General features: G+C 69.2%; 17 protein-coding genes. 3 read left to right on the top strand and 14 right to left on the bottom strand.

Features of this window, described 5'->3' with window-relative positions:
• Window positions 1-58: 58 nt before the first annotated feature.
• From thiL to AC1VVG_RS03130, 3 genes are read left to right on the top strand one after another with little or no spacing between them, the layout of a single operon-like run.
• The gene (gene thiL, locus AC1VVG_RS03140; protein WP_124609732.1) at window positions 59-1057 is read left to right on the top strand and encodes a thiamine-phosphate kinase; all 999 of its coding nucleotides are present in this window, start codon (window positions 59-61) and stop codon (window positions 1055-1057) included.
• Window positions 1047-1592 carry a phosphatidylglycerophosphatase A family protein gene (locus AC1VVG_RS03135; protein ID WP_034186408.1) on the top strand — a complete coding sequence of 182 codons (546 nt, stop codon included), beginning with the start codon at window positions 1047-1049 and terminating at the stop codon, window positions 1590-1592. Before thiL ends, AC1VVG_RS03135 begins: the two co-directional genes overlap by 11 nt.
• A 31-nt stretch (window positions 1593-1623) precedes the next feature.
• Entirely contained in the window at window positions 1624-2124 is a 501-nt protein-coding gene (locus tag AC1VVG_RS03130; protein WP_034186407.1) for a CinA family protein, read from the top strand.
• A gap of 35 nt (window positions 2125-2159) precedes the next feature.
• Here AC1VVG_RS03130 and AC1VVG_RS03125 read toward each other — a convergent pair whose 3' ends face one another.
• The 14 genes from AC1VVG_RS03125 to mtgA form a co-directional block, all read right to left on the bottom strand.
• The gene (locus tag AC1VVG_RS03125; RefSeq protein ID WP_034186406.1) at window positions 2160-3218 is read right to left on the bottom strand and encodes a hypothetical protein; all 1059 of its coding nucleotides are present in this window, start codon (window positions 3216-3218) and stop codon (window positions 2160-2162) included.
• Between the two features lie 195 nt (window positions 3219-3413).
• On the bottom strand, window positions 3414-4256 hold the full coding sequence (gene pyrF / locus AC1VVG_RS03120) for an orotidine-5'-phosphate decarboxylase (RefSeq protein WP_034186405.1): 843 nt from the start codon (window positions 4254-4256) through the stop codon (window positions 3414-3416).
• Between the two features lie 39 nt (window positions 4257-4295).
• Window positions 4296-5357 (bottom strand): aldose 1-epimerase, encoded by a 1062-nt coding sequence (locus AC1VVG_RS03115; RefSeq protein ID WP_059558043.1) that lies wholly within the window; start codon window positions 5355-5357, stop codon window positions 4296-4298.
• Between the two features lie 51 nt (window positions 5358-5408).
• Complete coding sequence (locus AC1VVG_RS03110) at window positions 5409-6206, bottom strand: SDR family NAD(P)-dependent oxidoreductase (RefSeq protein ID WP_034186403.1); 798 nt, start codon at window positions 6204-6206, stop codon at window positions 5409-5411.
• Between the two features lie 28 nt (window positions 6207-6234).
• A complete protein-coding gene (araH, locus tag AC1VVG_RS03105) occupies window positions 6235-7251 on the bottom strand; it encodes an L-arabinose ABC transporter permease AraH (RefSeq protein ID WP_034186402.1) in 1017 nt (338 codons plus the stop codon).
• A gap of 69 nt (window positions 7252-7320) precedes the next feature.
• On the bottom strand, window positions 7321-8832 hold the full coding sequence (gene araG, locus AC1VVG_RS03100; RefSeq protein ID WP_034186401.1) for an L-arabinose ABC transporter ATP-binding protein AraG: 1512 nt from the start codon (window positions 8830-8832) through the stop codon (window positions 7321-7323).
• A 68-nt stretch (window positions 8833-8900) separates the two neighbouring features.
• The gene (locus AC1VVG_RS03095) at window positions 8901-9896 is read right to left on the bottom strand and encodes an arabinose ABC transporter substrate-binding protein (RefSeq protein WP_049030988.1); all 996 of its coding nucleotides are present in this window, start codon (window positions 9894-9896) and stop codon (window positions 8901-8903) included.
• Window positions 9897-9998: 102 nt separating this feature from the next.
• Window positions 9999-10778, bottom strand: a complete 780-nt coding sequence (locus tag AC1VVG_RS03090) for an SDR family oxidoreductase (RefSeq protein ID WP_059558089.1) — start codon at window positions 10776-10778, stop codon at window positions 9999-10001.
• On the bottom strand, window positions 10778-11455 hold the full coding sequence (locus tag AC1VVG_RS03085; RefSeq protein ID WP_034186399.1) for a 2-dehydro-3-deoxy-6-phosphogalactonate aldolase: 678 nt from the start codon (window positions 11453-11455) through the stop codon (window positions 10778-10780). The genes AC1VVG_RS03090 and AC1VVG_RS03085 overlap by 1 nt, the downstream gene beginning before the upstream one ends.
• A 22-nt stretch (window positions 11456-11477) precedes the next feature.
• Window positions 11478-12503 (bottom strand): 2-dehydro-3-deoxygalactonokinase, encoded by a 1026-nt coding sequence (locus tag AC1VVG_RS03080; protein WP_034186398.1) that lies wholly within the window; start codon window positions 12501-12503, stop codon window positions 11478-11480.
• On the bottom strand, window positions 12500-13399 hold the full coding sequence (locus tag AC1VVG_RS03075; protein ID WP_034186397.1) for an IclR family transcriptional regulator: 900 nt from the start codon (window positions 13397-13399) through the stop codon (window positions 12500-12502). The genes AC1VVG_RS03080 and AC1VVG_RS03075 overlap by 4 nt, the downstream gene beginning before the upstream one ends.
• Before the next feature lie 349 nt (window positions 13400-13748).
• Window positions 13749-14150: an EF-hand domain-containing protein gene (locus tag AC1VVG_RS03070; protein WP_034186396.1), complete on the bottom strand. Its 402-nt coding sequence runs from the start codon at window positions 14148-14150 to the stop codon at window positions 13749-13751.
• Between the two features lie 82 nt (window positions 14151-14232).
• Window positions 14233-15843 (bottom strand): S10 family peptidase, encoded by a 1611-nt coding sequence (locus AC1VVG_RS03065; RefSeq protein ID WP_034186395.1) that lies wholly within the window; start codon window positions 15841-15843, stop codon window positions 14233-14235.
• A gap of 424 nt (window positions 15844-16267) precedes the next feature.
• On the bottom strand, window positions 16268-17005 hold the full coding sequence (gene mtgA / locus AC1VVG_RS03060; RefSeq protein ID WP_482835243.1) for a monofunctional biosynthetic peptidoglycan transglycosylase: 738 nt from the start codon (window positions 17003-17005) through the stop codon (window positions 16268-16270).
• Between the last annotated feature and the right edge of the window lie 14 nt (window positions 17006-17019).

The raw sequence follows: 17019 nt of genomic DNA, 5'->3' as shown, positions 1-17019 counted from the left end.
AAGCGCCGCCGTTCGCCTCGTACAATGCCGTTCCTTCAACCGTTCCGGATCGCCCGACGTGCCAGCCGCCCTCTCCGAGTTTTCGCTGATCGAACGCTTCTTCACGCGCCGCGCCGCGCAGGGGGGGCGCGCGTCGACGCTCGGGATCGGCGACGATTGCGCGCTGATCACGCCGCGATCCGGGAAATTGCTGGCCATTTCGACGGACATGCTGGTGGAAGGCCGCCATTTCTTTCCCGATGTCGCGCCCGACGCGCTCGGCCACAAGACGCTCGCGGTCAACCTGTCCGATCTCGCGGCAATGGGCGCCGAACCGCGCGCGTTCACGCTCGCCTGCGCGCTGCCGCGCGCCGACGCGGCGTGGCTCGAGGCCTTCAGCAACGGGCTGTTCGCGCTCGCCGAGCGCTATGGCTGCGAGCTGATCGGCGGCGACACGACGAGCGGGCCGCTGAACCTGTGCGTGACCGTGTTCGGCGAAGTCGCGCCCGACGCGGCGCTGCGGCGCGACGCCGCGCGCGACGGCGACGACGTGTGGGTGTCCGGCACGCTCGGCGACGCCCGCGCGGGCCTCGGCGTCGCGCGCGGCGAATGGGCGGCCGGCGCGGCCGAAGCGGCCGCGTTCCGGCGCGCGCTCGAGCGGCCCGAGCCGCGCATCGCGCTCGGCCTGGCGCTCGCGGGCGTCGCGCACGCGGCGCTCGACCTCTCCGACGGCCTCGCCGGCGACCTGCAGCACATCCTGACGCGTTCGAACGTGCGCGCCGAGATCGACGCCGACGCGGTGCCGCGCTCGGCCGCGCTCGCGACGCTGCCGCCCGACGTGCAGCGCCGTTGCACGCTGGCGGGCGGCGACGACTACGAACTGTGCTTCACCGCGCCGGCCGCGGCCCGCGCGGCGGTCGAGGCGGCCGGCGCAACGGCCGGCGTGCCGGTCACGCGAATCGGTACAATACGCGCGTTGTCCGCGCCGTCGGCGCTCCCCGCGATCGCGTGGCACGACGCCGCCGGCGCGCCCCTCGCTCTCACGTTGCACGGCTTCGACCACTTCCATGCAGACTGACCCGACGCCCGCGCCTGCCGCGGCCGAGACCGGCGCCGCACCCGACGCGCCGCAGCGCGTGACCGCGCGCTTCATGCTGTCGCACCCGGCGCACATCGTGTCGCTCGGTTTCGGCAGCGGGCTCGCGCCGATCATGCCCGGCACGTTCGGCTCGCTGTTCGGCTGGCTGACGTTCGTCGTGCTCAACCGCTACCTGACGGTGCCCGAATGGTGGGCGCTGATCGCCGTCGGCTTCGCGGCGGGCACGTGGATCACCGGTTTCACCGCGAGGAAGACGGGCAGGTCCGATCCGGGCGCCGTCGTCTGGGACGAGATCGTCGCGATCTGGCTCGTGATGCTGTTCGTCACGCCGGCGACCTTCATCGGCCAGCTGTGGGCGTTCGTCGCGTTCCGCTTCTTCGACATGCTCAAGCCGCCGCCGATCCGCTATTTCGACCGCCGCCTGAAAGGCGGGCTCGGCATCATGGCCGACGACCTGGTCGCCGCGTTCATGACGCTGCTCGTGATCGCCCTGTGGCGCTCCGTCGTCGGCTGACCGATTTCCCGACTCCCGTATCCCGACGCGCATGCCAACCGATTCCGTCGTCCATCAGCTTGCGATCCGCGCAGGCAACAAGCTGCGTGACGAGCACCTGACGCTCGCCACCGCCGAATCCTGCACCGGCGGGATGATCGCCGCGGCGATCACCGACATTTCCGGCAGCAGCCAGTGGTTCGAGCGCGGGTTCGTCACGTACTCGAACCAGGCCAAGATCGAGATGATCGGCGTGCCGCCCGACCTGATCGACAAGCACGGCGCCGTCAGCGAGCCCGTCGCGCGCGCGATGGCCGAAGGCGCGCTACGCAACAGCCGCGCGCAGGTCGCGCTGTCCGTCACCGGCATCGCCGGCCCGGCCGGCGGCAGCGAGAAGAAGCCGGTCGGCACCGTGTCGTTCGGCTGGAGCAACCGGCTGCATACCGACGTCGAGACGCTCGTGTTCAAGGGCGACCGCGAGCAGATCCGCACGCAGGCGGCCGCGCATGCGCTGCGCGGGCTGCTGAAGCTGCTCGACGAGCGCGAAGGCTGACCGGGCCGGGGCGCGCGACGCGCCCCGCTTGCCGCTTACTGGATCGCGTCGGGCTTCACGACGATCCAGTTCTTGTCCGCCGTCACCGGCAGGCCGAGCGATTTCTGCTTCGCGGCCGATTCGTCCGACCACGCGCGGATCTGCGTCATCTGCTTGTCCTTCTTGTTGACCCACACGCGCACGCCGCCGCGCGCGACGTCGGTCGCGTTCAGCAGCATGTAGCCGTCGGACGCCGGCGTGTCGCCCGCGACCAGCACCGGCTTCTTCCACTGGTCGATCCAGCCGACGATCGAACCGAGCTTGCCTTCGTACCACGTCATCGGGTTCATCAGGAACGGCGTGATCACCAGGCTGCGGTTCGCCGCCTCGTCGTACTTGCCGGCCTTGATCTGCAGCCGCGACGTCGTCAGCGCGCCGGTCGCCGGGTTGCGCAGCAGCGTCGTCACGCCGATCACGTTCTGCGGCTTCACGTGGTAGCCGTACTTCGGGTCGGACAGCACGAGCCGCGCGAGTTCCTCGTGCGCGGCCGTCATCACGTAGACGTCGATGCCGTTCTCGCGCAGCGCGGTGTACAGCTCCTGCATGCCGCGGAAGAAGCGTGGCGGGTTCACCGCGCCGTCGACCACCTTGTCGCCCTGCCAGTAGCGGACCGGAACCGGCTTGCCGTCGGCGAGCATCGCGTCGACGTGGCGCTTCAGATCGGCGAGCGACTGCCCGGCGAACGCCTGCGCGATCCACGGGTAGCAGACGAGGTCGTCGATCTCGCACAGCCGGTAGTAATAGCTCGTCAGCGACTCCCGGTAGTCGGCGGAATCCTTGAACGGGATCAGCTTCAGCGACGGGTCGAGCGTGTCGCGCGTCAGCACGCCGCGGTTCTCGAGGTACGGCAGCAGCGATTCCTCGAGGTCGTAGCGGTAGGTCGTGTTGTCGGCGTCGAACACCGCGTAGTCGCCGCGGTGCGCGTGCGCGGCGATCATCGCGTTCAGCGCCTTCGCGCTGTCGGCCGGCCAGTGCGACAGGTCCGCCGCATGGGCGAACGTCATGCACCACGATGCGGCGAACGCGCTCAGGACACGGCGGGACAGCTTGGGCATGGCGTCACTCCCTTTCTTGACATTTTCGTTACAGTTCGATGACAAGCGGCAGCATCGCGCGAATGAACGGCGGGCATGCGGTGCGGAAGCGACGGGAAGTTGTTCGTGTGCGCCAGCGCGGCACACACGCGATGAAGGCGCGCGGCCCGCGGGCGCGGGCGCGGCCGGTGGCCGCCCGAACGGGCGGCCGGCATGTCAGCGATGCGCGTTGATCGTGTCGCGCGTCTTCTGCGCGGCGAGCGCCGCGGCTTCGGCGAAGTCCTCGCCCTTGCTCGCGTACAGGATCGCGCGCGACGAGTTGATCATCATGCCGGTGCCGTCGGCCGTGCGGCCGGCGCTGACGGTCGCCTGCACGTCGCCGCCCTGCGCGCCGATGCCGGGGATCAGCAGCGGCATGTCGCCGACGATCCCGCGCACGATCTCGATTTCCTTCGGGAACGTGGCGCCGACCACGAGGCCGAGCTGGCCGTTCCTCGCGTTCCACTTGTTCGCCGCGAGGTCGGCGACGACCTGGTACAGCGGCCGGCCCGGATGGCCGGCCCCGCCCGTTTCGAGGAACTGCAGGTCGGAACCGCCCGGGTTCGACGTGCGGCACAGCACGATCACGCCCTTGCCTTCGTGCTCGAAGTACGGCTCGACCGAGTCGTAGCCCATGTACGGGTTCACCGTGACGGCGTCCGCGCGATAGCGCTCGAACGCTTCGCGCGCGTACTGCTCGGCCGTGCTGCCGATGTCGCCGCGCTTCGCGTCGAGGATCACGGGCAGGCCCGGATGCTGGAGGTGGATGTGCGCGATCAGGCGCTCGAGCTGGTCTTCCGCGCGATGCGCGGCGAAGTAGGCGATCTGCGGCTTGAACGCGCTCGCGTACGGCGCGGTCGCGTCGACGATCTGCCGGCAGAATTCGAAGATCGCGTCGGGCTGGCCGTCGAACTGCACGGGAAAGCGCGACGGCTCGGGATCGAGGCCGACGCACAGCAGCGAGTCGGTGCGCTGCCACGCGGCGCGCAGCGATTCGATGAAAGTAAGCGGGGAAGACATGGCGGGTACTCGCGGCAAACCGTTGGTAGACCGCGTATTTTACCCGCGTCGCCGGCGTCCCTCGCGTGTCGCGGCATGGCCGCGTGCATCGACGCGTTCGACGGTGAACGCGAAGCGCCGCGTGAGGCGCTCGCCGGGCGCGAGCAGCGTCATCCCGTGCGCGGCCGCGCCGCCCGGCAGGTTCACCGCATTGATCGGATGATCGACCGGCTCGAAGCAGAAGAAATCCTCGCCCGGCGGCGTGTAGAGCACGTACGCGTCGGCGTCCGCCGCGACGGTCAGCGACAGCCCGCGGCGCGGCCAGCTCACCGTCGCGTGGCCGCCCCAGCCGGTGAACGCGTGATTGACGAGCGCGGCCGGCAGCGGATACGCGACGCCGAACTGCCAGGCCGGCGGCACGCTCACGTGCCGCACCGGCAGGAAATCGGCGCCGGACAACCACAGCCCGCCGGCCGCCGCGGCCAGCTCGGTCACGCTGTCGCGCACGAGAAACGGATGCACGCCGAGCCCGAACGGCAGCCGCGCGCGCCCCGCGTTCTCGATCGTCAGCGCGATCGACAGCGTCGCATCGTCGAGTTCGAACGACTGGATCGCGCGGAACGCATACGGCGCGCCGCCCGCGCGGTCGAGCGACAACTGCAGCGTCGTGCCGGTCGCATCGTCCACCTGCCACGGCGCGAGCCAGCCGTCGCCGTGGATCGGCAGCGGTTCGTCGCGGCGGTTGCGCGGCACCGCGATCTTGCGCCCGTCGCATTCGAAGCGCCCGTCGCCGATCCGGTTCGAGTAAGGCAGCAGCGGATAACACGCGAGCTCGTTCGGGTCCGTCGCCGTCTCCGGGTGCTCGCAGCGGCGGAACACCGGCATCAGCGCGCCGTTGTCGCCGCGCCAGTCGAAGCGCGCGATGCCGCCGCCGAGGTGCGGCAGCACGTCGAGCCGCAACGACGCGTTCGACAGCGTGACGGCCGCCGCATGCGCGGCGCCGACGCCCTGCGCGAACGCGGCCGTCTGCGGGCCGGGGCTGACCGGCTGCGCGGCGGCGGCCAGGCGCGCGCGGCGCGACTGGCTGGTGGACGACGATGCGTGCGAGGACGGGGCGGTCATGGCGAACTCCTTTCCTTCGTCGAGGAAACGATGCAGGTCGGTGCGAACGGGTCAGGCCCAGCCGCCGTCGACGATCACGTCCTGCGCGGTGATCATCCGGCTGTCGTCGGCCGCGAGAAACAGCGCCATCCGCGCGAGGTCGGCCGGCAGCAGCTCGGCGTCGATGCACTGGCCGGCCTTGATCGCCGCGCGGCCCGCGTCGTCGAGCCACAGCCGGCGCTGCTTGTCGGTCATCACCCAGCCCGGCACCAGCGAATTCACGCGGATGCCGAACGGGCCGAGGTCGCGCGCGAGCCCGCGCGTGAGCCCCTGCACGGCGGCCTTCGCCATCACGTAGACGGGATAACCGCCGTTTTTCAGCATCCAGCTGATCGAGCCGAGATTGATGATCGCGCCGCCGCCCTGCTGCTTCATGTCGTCGATCACCGCCTGCGCGGCGAAGAACTGGTGGCGCAGGTTCACCGCGATGCCCGCGTCGAACGCGTCGGGCGTCACGTCGCCGATCGCGTGGCGCGCGTCGTTCGCCGCGTTATTCACGAGCACCGCGATCGCGCCGATGCGCGCGCGGATCGCGTCGATCGCACGGCGCAGCGCGTCGATGTCGGTCAGGTCGCACTGGATGAACAGCGGCGCGTGGCGCACGTGCGCGAGGCTGTCCGCCAGCGCGGCGCCCGCGGCCGCGTCGAGGTCGACGAACGCGACGCGCGCGCCCTGCGCGGCGAAGTGCTCGACGAACGCCGCGCCGATGCCGGTCGCGCCGCCCGTGATCAGCACCGCGCGATCCTCGAGGCTCGGGTATCGCGCGTATCGCGCGGCGCTCGCGCCGTGCGCGGAAGTGTCGATGGTCATGCGGTTCGTCTCCGTGGAAACCGGTCGGTCAGTCGCGTACGCCGCGGTTCTTCAGCTGGTCGAGCAGCACGGCCGCGAGCAGGATCGCGCCGCGCACGAGGTACTGGTAGAACGCGTCGATGTTCAACAGGTTCATCACGTTCTCGACGGTGCCCATGATCAGCACGCCGATCACGACGCCGGAGATCGTCGCACGGCCGCCCATCAGCGACACGCCGCCGAGCACGCACGCGGAAATCACGTTCAGTTCGAAGCCCTGCGCGGCGTTCGGCTGGCCCGACGTGATGCGCGATGCGAGGATCACGCCCGCGAGCGCCGTCACCGCGCCCTGGATCAGGAAGATGTAGACGCGCGTGCGTTCGACGTTGATCCCCGCGAGCCGCGATGCCTCGGGGTTGCCGCCGATCGCGAGCGTGTTGCGGCCGTATACCGTCTGGTTCAGCAGCACGCCGAACGCGATGAAGCACAGCAGCGTGACCCAGATCGGCAACGACACGCCGAAGAGCGTGAGCCCGCCGAGCGCGATGAAGGTATCCGACGACACGCCGACCGCCTGCCCTTTCGACACGATGAAGCCGAGCCCGCGCACGATCTCCATCGTCGCGAGCGTCGTGATCAGCGCGTTGATGCGCAGGTACGCGATCACCGCGCCGTTCACGAAGCCGATCGCGGCGCCGGCCGCGACCGCCGCGACGATCGCGACGAACGTGTTGTCGGTCGCGTTCAGCACCATCGCGCACAGCACGCCGGAGAACGCGACGGTCGAGCCGATCGACAGGTCGAAGTCGCGCGACGCGAGACAGAACATCATCGTGCACGCGACCATGCCGATCTGCGAGATCGACAACGCGAGGCCGAGCATGTTGTCGATCGAGAAGAAATGATCGACCGTCAGCGACATCGTGATGAACATCACCGCGAAGATCGCGATCAGGCTGTATTCGGTCAGGTGCTGCCACCACTTCTGGCGGTCGCCCTGCTGTGGAACCAGCGCGTCGGCCGTCGGCTTCACGGCGGCGCTGGCGAGGTTTTCGTTGACTTGCATGGTGTGTCTCCTGCTCCTGCTTCGCGCGGCCCGCGCCGCGCAGGTTCGATTCGATTGTCGCCGGTCGCGTCAGGCTGCCTCGACCGCGCTCGTCTGCGGCAGCGCGAGGCTCAGCACCGCGTGCTCGTTCGCCCGTTCGCGCGGCAGCTCGCCGGCGATCCGGCCTTCGCGCATCACGACGATGCGGTCGGACACGCCGAGCACTTCCGGCAGCTCCGACGACACCATCACGATCGCGCAGCCGCGCTCCGCGAGCCGGTAGATCACGTCGTAGATCTCGTGCTTCGCGCCGACGTCGATCCCGCGCGTCGGCTCGTCGAGGATCACGACCTTCAGGTCGGGCTCCGCCAGCCAGCGCGACAGGATCGCCTTCTGCTGGTTGCCGCCCGACAGGAAGCGGATCTTCTGGCGCCGGTTCGGCGTCTTGATCTTCAGCCGCTGGATGAAGCGGTCGGCCGTTTCGCTTTCGGCCTTGCGGTTGATGAACAGCCCCGCGCGCAGCGAATGGCGGCGGCAACTGATGTTGATGTTCTCCGCGACCGACGCGATCGCGATGATCCCTTCTTCCTTGCGGTCCTCGGGGCACAGCACGATGCCGTGGCGGATCGCGTCGCCGGTGCGCTTCACGTCGATGCGCGCGCCGTCGAGCGTCAGCACGCCCGCGCGCCGGTGGTCCGCACCGTACACGAGCCGCATCAGTTCGCTGCGGCCCGCGCCCACCAGCCCGAAGAAGCCGACGATCTCGCCCGCGCGCACCGAGAAGCTCGCGGGTTCGCGCAGCGCATGGCCGTCGATGCCTTCGGCGGAGAACCGCACGTCGCCGAGCGCGCGCGGCGCGTAATGGTAGATGTCCGAAATCTCGCGCCCGACCATCTCGGCGACGAGCCGTTCGCGCGGCACGTCGGCGAGCGACTCGTGCGACGCGATCTTGCGCCCGTCGCGGAAAATCGTGCACGCATTGCAGAGCCGGTAGATCTCGTCCATCCGGTGCGAGATGTAGATCAGCGCGCGGCCCTGCGCACGCAGGTCGTCGACGAGCTTGAACAGCACCTCGGTCTCGCGATGCGACAGCGAACTGGTCGGTTCGTCGAGCGCGATCACGCGCGCATTGCGCATCAGCGCCTTGCAGATCTCGACCATCTGCCGCTGCGCGATCGACAGCCGCCCGAGCTTCGCGTCGGGATCGAGGTCGACGCCCATCGCCGCGAGCCGCTCGCGCACGTAGCGCTTCGCCTCGCGCTTCCTCACCCAGCCGAACGCGTTCGGCAGGCGGCCGAGCAGCAGGTTTTCCGCGACCGTCAGGTCGGGGACGTACTGCAGCTCCTGGTGAATCACCGCGATGCCGGCCGCGATCGACGCGGCCGCATTCGCGAACTGCACGGGCTGGCCGTCGACCAGCACGCTGCCCGCATCGGGCTGGTATTCGCCGCCGAGAATCTTCAACAGCGTCGACTTGCCCGCGCCGTTCTCGCCCATCAGGCCATGCACTTCGCCCGCCTGCACGTCGAACGAAATGCCGTCGAGTGCGCGCACGCCGGGAAATACCTTGCCGATATTGTCAAAACGCAGTGCCGCTGACACGTCGTCTCTCCACTTCCGAAATCGATCGACCGCCGGCCGCCGCATCGCCGCGGCAGCCGGCGGGCCGCTTACTTCGACGCGAGCCCCATCTCGTCGCGTACCTTCGACACGTTGTCGCGCGTCGCGAGCATGCCCGTCGTCAGCGTCAGCGGCGGCGGCGCCTTGCCCTGCGTGATCCACGTGTACATCAGGTCCGAGGTTTCCTCGCCGTGGCGCTTCGGGCTGATGATCACGGTGCCGTAGAAGCCCGTCGGCTGCGGCTTCTTGAACTCGTTCAACGCCGAGTCGGACCCGCCGATGCCGATGCCGATCATGTTGTCGGCCTTGAAGCCGCGCCCTTCGGCCGCGCGTACCGCGCCGAGCACGGCCTCGTCGTTCAGCCCGTACGCGACCCAGTGCTTGAACTGCGGGTTCTTCGTGAGCGCGATGTTCGCCGCGTTGAACGCGTTTTCCGTATCGGTCTTCGCCTGCGGCGCCGCGATCACGTTCGCCTTCGGGAAGCCGGCGGCCACCAGCGCGTCGGTCGCGCCGCTCGTGCGGTCGTGCGCGGTCGGCAGCTGCTCGTAGGTGATGTCGATCGCGCCGACGTCCTTCATGTCCCAGCCGCGCTTCTTGATCTCGGCCGCGATGCCGTCGCCGACCTGCTTGCCGATGTTGTACGCGGAGATCCCCATGTGCGGCACCGACTCGATCGGCTTGCCCGCGCCGTCGACGAGGCGGTCGTCGACCGTCATCATCTTCAGGTTGTGCGACTTCGCCTTCGCGACGATACCCGGCCCGAGCTTCACGTCGGGCGTGCAGATGATGAAGCCCTGCGCCTTCTGCGCGGACAGGTTGTCGATCGCGCTCATCACCTTCTCGCCGGACGGCGCGCCGATCTTCACGAGCGTGAAGCCCTTTTGCTTCGCCGCGATTTCGGCGAACTTCCACTCGTCCTGGAACCACGGCTCTTCCGGCTGCTTCACCAGGAAACCGATCTTGACCGGGTCGGCCGCGTGCGCGACCGGGCTGCCCATCACCACCGCGGCCGCGGCCGCCAGCGTTACGAACGTTCTGCGTTTCATCTCCAGTGTCTCCTTGTTTTCATCGAACAGGATGCAGCCGCTTGTTGGTTTCGACGCAGCGTGCGCGCGGCCGTCGCACGTGCGGTCTTTCGAATCGTTGCGTCAGTCGTGGTACAGCGCCGCGCGCCCGCCGTCGACGGTGATGCAGGCGGCATTGATGAACGGTGCCTCGTCGGACGCCAGGAACACGGCTGTCATCGCGACCTCCTCCGGCCGGCCGATCCGCTTCATCGGCTGCAGCGCGAGCGTCGCGGCGCGCGCGGCGGCCGGATCGGGTTGCGCGTCCCACCAGTCGCGCGTGAGCTGTGTCTCGATGTAGCCCGGCGCGATCGCGTTCACGCGCACGTTGCGCGCCGCGTATTCGATGCCGAGCGCGCGCGTGAGACCGAGCACGCCGTGCTTCGCGACCGGGTACGGAAAGCAGCCCGGGATGATCCTGAATGCATGCGTCGACGCGATGTTCACGATGCTGCCGCGGCCGCGCTCGACCATTCCCTCCAGCGCCGCGCGGCAACCGTGCCACACGCCGTCGAGATCGACCGCGAAGCAGCGGCGCCAGTCGTCGTCGGTCATCGTCAGCGGATCGGCGAACACGTTGATGCCCGCGTTGTTCACGAGCACGTCGAGCGGACCGAACGCCGCTTCGGTCCGCGCGAGCGCATCGCGCACCGCATCCTGCCGCGCGACGTCGGCCTGCAGCGGCAACACACGTGCGCCGTCGAATTCGCGCGCGATCGCGGCGGCCGTGTGCTGCGCCTGCGGGAAGTCGAGATCGACGAGCGCGACGGCCGCGCCCTCGCGAACGAACGCGCGGGCGATCGCGGCGCCGATACCCCGGCCCGCGCCCGTCACCATCGCGACCTTGCCCGCGAGGCGGCCCATCATGCCGCTCCGCCGCGCGCGACGCGCAAGCCGGCCTGGAACGCGCGCGCGTTCGCCGCCGTCGTGTCGGCCGACTGGCCGGGCCGGTACAGCGCCGAGCCGAGGCCGAAGCCGTTCGCGCCCGCGTCGAGGAACGGCGCCATGTTGTCGGGCGAAATGCCGCCGACCGGGATCAGCGGCACCGCGCGGTCGATCACCGCGCGCCATGCCTTCACGACCGGCACGCCGAGCTGTTCGGCCGGGAACATCTTCAGCACGTCGGCGCCGTGCGTCAGGGCCGCGAACGCCTCGGTCGGCGTCGCGACGCCCGGTGCGCTCGCGAGGCCGCGCTCGCGGGCGCGGCGGATCACCGCCGCGTCGCTGTGCGGCATCACGATCAGCGCGCCGCCCGCGTCCTGCACGCGATCGACGTACTCGGCACGCAGCACGGTGCCCGCGCCGACGATCGCGTCGTCCGGCAGCGCGCGCCGCAGCGCCGCGATGCTGTCGAACGGATCCGGCGAGTTGAGCGGCACTTCGACGATCCGGAAGCCGGCCTCGTACAGCGCGCGGCCGTGGTCGGCCGCCTCGGCGGGCGTGATGCCGCGCATGATCGCGATCAGCGGACACGCGTCGAACGCGCGCATCAGGGCGGCGTGGGGCGTGTACGGCGCGGGCAAGGTCAGGTCGGACGGCATCGAAGATTCCTCTGCAAGCAGTTCATTGGTCGGCGCAGACGGGCTCGCCGTCCGCGCGCACGAGCCCGGCACGCGACGCGATGCGCCACAGGCCGCGCTCGGTCGCATGCGCGGCAACGCGCGCATGCGCATGGCCGAATACCTCGAGCGCGTCGACGTAGCGCGCGCACAAGCCGTCGTCGCCGATCAGCAAGAGCGGCTGGTCCGCGAGCGCGATGCCGCGCTCCGCGAGCATCGCGTCGAGCGCATTGAGTTCATGGCCGATCAGCAGGCCCGACAGGTAGTCGCCCTGCGCATCGGGCGCGAGCCGGTCGGTCAGCCCCAGCGTGCGCGTGCTGAAAATCGTCGCGAGCAGCCCGGTGCGCTGCGCGCCGCGCGCGACCGACACGCCGCGCACGAATGCGTCGCGGTCGGGCGAGGCGCCCGCGCGCATCGTGCGGCCGAGGATCGTGTGATCGCGCAGCACGGCAAACAGCTCGCCCGTCATGAAGGTCTGGAAGCGTTCGATCAACCCGTGCTTCACCCACGCCCATTTCGCATGCGTGCCCGGCAAGCCGATCAGTACCCCTGAACGATCGGCGCCAAGCGTGGGATCGCTCGCGAGTGCGCCGACGATCTGCGTTTCTTCGCCGCGCATCACGTCGGGCAGCTCGCCCGTCGCGATCACGCCCGGCACGATCGAGACCGTCGCGCCGCGCGACGTCGTCACCGTGATGAGGCCCGCGACGAGCGCGTCGGCGCCGGCCGGCACCGCGACGTACGGCGCCTCGCGCCAGCCCTGCGCGCTGCCCACCATCCCGGCGGCAAGCACCGGCAGGCCGGGCGTGCGGTCGAGCCAGTCGCCGCACGCTTCCTCGAAGACGGCGTCGAACGCGCGCGCGCCGCCGCCCGGCACATGCATCACGCCCGCCGCGCGGCTGCGCGTGTCGAGCAGCGCGCCGCGCGCGTCGTACAGGTAGGCGCGCAGCGACGTCGTGCCCCAGTCGAGCGCGATCAGCGACGGAAAGGCGGTGCTGGCGTCCGGAGCGGGCCGGGTCGAAGTGGTCATCGTTTGATCCTGCGGGTACCCTGCGGCGGGCTCCAGCCCAGTTCCGCGGAAATGGCTCGCGCTTCGCGCTGCACGAGCGGAATCAGTTCGTCCATCCGGTCGTGCGGCATGTACGGAATGGTGCTGGCGACCGACACGGCCGCGACGATCGCGCCCGACGCGTCGCGGATCGGTGCGGCCACGCAGCGGATCGACGCCTCGTTCTCCTCGAGGTCGAACGTATAGCCGCCGGCCGCGTAGTGGGCCATGCGCTGCAGGAACGCGCTCGTCTCGGGCCGGTTGTCGGGCTTGAAATTGACGCCGGCCAGCGCGCGTCGCGCGGCCTCGAACAGCGAACGCCACAGGTCCGGATCGAGGTCGAGCATCATTGCCTTGCCGATGCCGGTCGACGCGAGCGGCATCCGGTGGCCGACGCGCGAGCGCATCTCGAGGCCGCGCGTGCCGGGAATCTTGTCGATGTACAGCACGTCGTCGCCGTCGCGCACGCCGAGGTGGATCGTGTCGAGCGTCGCTTCCGCGAGCGCTTCGAGATGCGGCCGCGCCACCGCGGTGAGCGGCATCTGCTCGAGCGCGATCGTGCCGAGCTCGATCAGCTTCGGGCCGAGCAGGTAGCCGCCCTGCACCTGGCGCAGGTAGCGCGCCTGCACGAGGCTGCTGACGAGACGGTGCGTCGTGCTGCGCGTCGTCCCGAGCGCCGCGCCGATCGCGCGCATGTCGCGCGCGCCGTTCGCGATCGCCTCGAGGATCGCGAGGCCGCGCAGCAGCGTCTGCGTGCCGGCCTGCTGCGCGGCGAGATCGAGCGGCGTGCTGGTCGCGCCGATGCTGTCGGTCAGCGAGACATCGGCCGGCGTCGCGCGCCGGGCGTCGAGGGCAAGGGAATCGGGCATCTTGGTCATGGAACGGGCTTCTTCAACGGAATCGGTGAAGCCGCACGCGCGGCGCCGGAACGAGGTCCCGTGCTGCGGCGTGGCGGCGGTCGATGCACCGAGTAAAGCGCCCGGCGAACTTCATGGAAGGTGTCTCCGTGTGCGACGGGCGCCGCGCGATGCGTGGGTCCGAAGCTGTCGATGTGCTTCGGATTGTAGGAGCGCACGCACTCGGCTCCAATATTTGAATGCGTTGTCCAGATAATGAGAATCCGGCGAAAACCGGCCGCGGGTGCGAGGCAACGGCCGCGCCATGAACACGGGGGCGGAACCCGCCGTGTCGCGGGTTCCGCCCCCGTTGGTTCACGATCCGCCGCGCTTACTGCTGGCTGCTCGTGCTGCGTGCCTGCATGTAGCGCTGCACGTCGGCGAACGACACGCGGCCGTTGCCGCCCGCATCGATCTGCCGGAAGTGATTCGCGACATAGCCGAGGCCGGCCGCGCGCGCCTGCGACTCGGTGATCGAGCCCGTGTTCTGCGTGTCGGCCGCGCTGAACTGGCTCGCGAGCTTGCGCACCACCTGCGCATGCAGCGCGGCGCCGGTCGTCTGCGTGCCGGCGGTCGCGCGGCGCGCGGCCGGCGGCACGTACGGATCGCCGAGCTGCGCCTGGCGCGCACGCGCCGGTGCGGCGGCATCGCTCGCCTGCGCGAACGCGGATACGGATGCTGCGGCGCCGACCCATGCGAGCGCCGCGGCAACGACGATGAAACGGTTCTTCATATCAGGCTCCAGTCTGGAATGAGGTCGTCGACGGCCGGCGGACGGCGCAATCGCGGGCGCCCGACGCCGGCCCGGCGCTGCATCAGTGCGCGGCCGCGTTGTAGAAGGTCACGAGGTCGGCTTTCTCCTGCGGACGCGACGTATCGTCGAGATAGACCATGTGTCCGCCCTGATAGTCCTTGATCGTCAGGTTCGGCTGCGTCCCGAGCCGCGCGAGGTCGAGCTCGGTCTGGTAGAACGGCGTCGCGATGTCGTGATACCCGTTCAACGACAGCACCTTCAGCTGCGGGTTCAGCGTCAGCGCCGCGGCGAGGTCGGGAATCGTGTCGGGCATCGCGAGCCCGTCGTGCGTCCAGTCCCACGTGTTGATCGCGTTGCTGCTCACCGAGTAGGCCGACTGCGCGGTGTACTTCAGTTCGTTCGGCAGGTAGCGGCCGATCGTGTCGGTGAACGGCTTCGTGATGAACGAGCTCGACGGATCGCCGTCCGCCGCGAGCGGGCTCGACACGGGCACGTTCACGCGCGCGTCGTAGCGGCCGATCAGCGTGCCCGGGACCAGCGACAGCTGGAAGCTGTTGTCGAAGAAGGTCGGGATCACGTTGAAGTCCGCATTCCACAGCGACTGCTTCACGCCGGTCGCATTCACCATCGTCGTCACGAGGTTCGGCGGCGGCGGCGTATGGCTCGCGAGGTACGCGTTCACGGCGGGCGCGTAGCTGCCGGCCGTCAGCAGGCGCATCTGGTCCGCGTACTGCGGCAGGTTCGACGGGTTCGGATTGTCGAGCTGATAGTACGCGCCGACGGCCCCGTACGACGGCACGAAGCCCGCGCAACTCACCGGGCTCGACCCGTTGTTCGAGTTGCCGACGTAGTCGCTCGCCATGTCGCAGTTCGTGTTGTAGTTCAGGATCGACGACTGCAGCACGATGCCGTCGAGCTTCACGCCGGCCGTCTCGAGCAGGTTCGCGAGCACGTCGGTGCGCGGCGTGCCGTACGATTCGCCGAACAGGTATTTCGGCGAACCGGTGCGCTGGTTCACGGTCAGGTAGCGCGTGACGAAATCGCGGAAGGCGCCGCCGTCCTGGTCGACGCCCCAGAACGTCTGGTTCGTGTTCGGCGCGATCGCTTCGGAAAAGCCGGTGCCGATCGCATCGACGAACACGAGGTCGGTCGTGTCGAGCAGGCTTTCCTGGTTGTCGACGAACGGGAACGTCGACGTATTCGCGTTCGGGTCGCCCGTCTGGATCCGGCGCGGGCCGAACGAACCGAGGTGCAGCCACACCGATGCCGAGCCCGGGCCGCCGTTGTACAGGAACGTGACGGGCCGCTTCGCCGCGGGCTGGTTGTCGGCCGTGTAGGCGACGTAGAAGAACGAGGCTTCGGGCGCGCCGGTCTGCGGATTGCGCGCGACGAGGTGGCCGGCCGTGGCCGTGTAGCGGATCGTCTTGCCGTTCAGCGTGATCTGGTGATGCGTGACGGCGGCCTTTTCAACCGCGGCGGCGGGGTCGAGCGACGCGTTCGCGCTCGACGAATAACTGTTCGGATCGTTGTAAGCCTGGTCCGCCTGACCGGCGGGATCGGCTGAATTGGCGGCGTTCGCAGCGGCGGACGATGTGACGTCGTCGTTGCAGGCCGTCAGGATCAGCGAAGAAAACACTACCCCCAACAACAGCTTCGCTTTGCTCGCTGGCATCGTTGCTTTCCTTCTCGGATGTTTTTTGTGTCGAGCAGCCGGATAAGCCGCCCCCCGCCTCGCTTGCGGCCGATGAGCCGAGGCGCTGGCCAATATACGCGAGCCCGTCAGCTTTGAAAAATTTTGAAATATTTGGCCGGCCAAGGGTGCGGCGCACACCTTTCAGGAATGCTTCGAATCGTGAAACGTTGCATTTCACATCGCTTTCATCGGCTTTCGCGTTTACCCGCAGCGACTAAAAAAGGGCGAAATTCGTGCCATACAGACAAACAAAAACGCACGGTCGCCCGCATTGCTCAGGAAAGCGAAATAGACGAATTCGTCTAACGGATGTAGCCCGACATGCGCGCGACACGAATGCGCTGCGGCGCAGCAATGGCGCACGGGCGACGGAACGGACAATGCGACGGCGCGCTCGCGCCGCTCACTCCGATTGCGGCAGTTCGGCCGTCCCCATCCGGCGCGCGATGACCGCCGCGCGCTGTGCCTGGTAGGCCGAGCCGCGATGCGCGTCGAACCAGCGCGGCTTCGGCAACATCACCGCGAGACGCGCCGACTGCCATGCACCGAGCCGGCTCGCGGGAACCTTGTAGTAATAGCGTGCGGCCGCCTCGGCGCCGTACACGCCGCGGCCCCATTCGACGGAATTCAGGTAGATCTCGAAGATGCGCTCCTTGTCGAGCACCGCTTCGAGCATCCACGTGATGATGAGCTCCTGCCCCTTGCGGATGTAGCTCTTCTCGCGCGACAGGAACAGGTTGCGCGCGAGTTGCTGCGTGATCGTCGAGCCGCCCGCGACGATCCTGCCGCGCGCCTTGTTCTTCTCCCACGCCTGCAGGATCGCGTCGACGTCGTAGCCGTTGTTGGTCGCGAAGGTCGCGTCCTCGGACGCGATCAGCGCGCGCTTCAGGTTGCGCGAGATCTGGTCGTACGGCACCCACTGGTGCTGGATCTGCGCGGGCGGCGTCGCGCGCGACAGCCACCACGCGTCGGTGCGCATGAACGCGGTCGAGCCCGGGTTCACGAACGACCACAACGCGATCTGCGCAAGATAGAACAGCTGCGTCGCGAGCCACGCGAGCGCGAACACCGATCCCGCATAGGCGATCCAGCGAGCGAGGCTCACCGATCGCGTGCGCTGCGTGCCGCTCACCGCCACCACGTGCCGCGCTCCGG

The organism is Burkholderia sp. L-4 (assembly GCF_056856535.1).
This window is presented reverse-complemented; position numbering and strand designations above follow the sequence as displayed.

Bases quoted from the DNA above. Each gene is read 5' to 3' on its own strand.
- AC1VVG_RS03135 (WP_034186408.1), top strand. From the start codon at position 1,047: ATGCAGACTGACCCGACGCCCGCGCCTGCCGCGGCCGAGACCGGCGCC.
- AC1VVG_RS03130 (WP_034186407.1), top strand. From the start codon at position 1,624: ATGCCAACCGATTCCGTCGTCCATCAGCTTGCGATCCGCGCAGGCAAC.
- AC1VVG_RS03125 (WP_034186406.1), bottom strand. From the start codon at position 3,218: ATGCCCAAGCTGTCCCGCCGTGTCCTGAGCGCGTTCGCCGCATCGTGG.
- pyrF (WP_034186405.1), bottom strand. From the start codon at position 4,256: ATGTCTTCCCCGCTTACTTTCATCGAATCGCTGCGCGCCGCGTGGCAG.
- AC1VVG_RS03115 (WP_059558043.1), bottom strand. From the start codon at position 5,357: ATGACCGCCCCGTCCTCGCACGCATCGTCGTCCACCAGCCAGTCGCGC.
- AC1VVG_RS03110 (WP_034186403.1), bottom strand. From the start codon at position 6,206: ATGACCATCGACACTTCCGCGCACGGCGCGAGCGCCGCGCGATACGCG.
- araH (WP_034186402.1), bottom strand. From the start codon at position 7,251: ATGCAAGTCAACGAAAACCTCGCCAGCGCCGCCGTGAAGCCGACGGCC.
- AC1VVG_RS03095 (WP_049030988.1), bottom strand. From the start codon at position 9,896: ATGAAACGCAGAACGTTCGTAACGCTGGCGGCCGCGGCCGCGGTGGTG.
- AC1VVG_RS03090 (WP_059558089.1), bottom strand. From the start codon at position 10,778: ATGGGCCGCCTCGCGGGCAAGGTCGCGATGGTGACGGGCGCGGGCCGG.
- AC1VVG_RS03085 (WP_034186399.1), bottom strand. From the start codon at position 11,455: ATGCCGTCCGACCTGACCTTGCCCGCGCCGTACACGCCCCACGCCGCC.
- AC1VVG_RS03080 (WP_034186398.1), bottom strand. From the start codon at position 12,503: ATGACCACTTCGACCCGGCCCGCTCCGGACGCCAGCACCGCCTTTCCG.
- AC1VVG_RS03075 (WP_034186397.1), bottom strand. From the start codon at position 13,399: ATGACCAAGATGCCCGATTCCCTTGCCCTCGACGCCCGGCGCGCGACG.
- AC1VVG_RS03070 (WP_034186396.1), bottom strand. From the start codon at position 14,150: ATGAAGAACCGTTTCATCGTCGTTGCCGCGGCGCTCGCATGGGTCGGC.
- AC1VVG_RS03065 (WP_034186395.1), bottom strand. From the start codon at position 15,843: ATGCCAGCGAGCAAAGCGAAGCTGTTGTTGGGGGTAGTGTTTTCTTCG.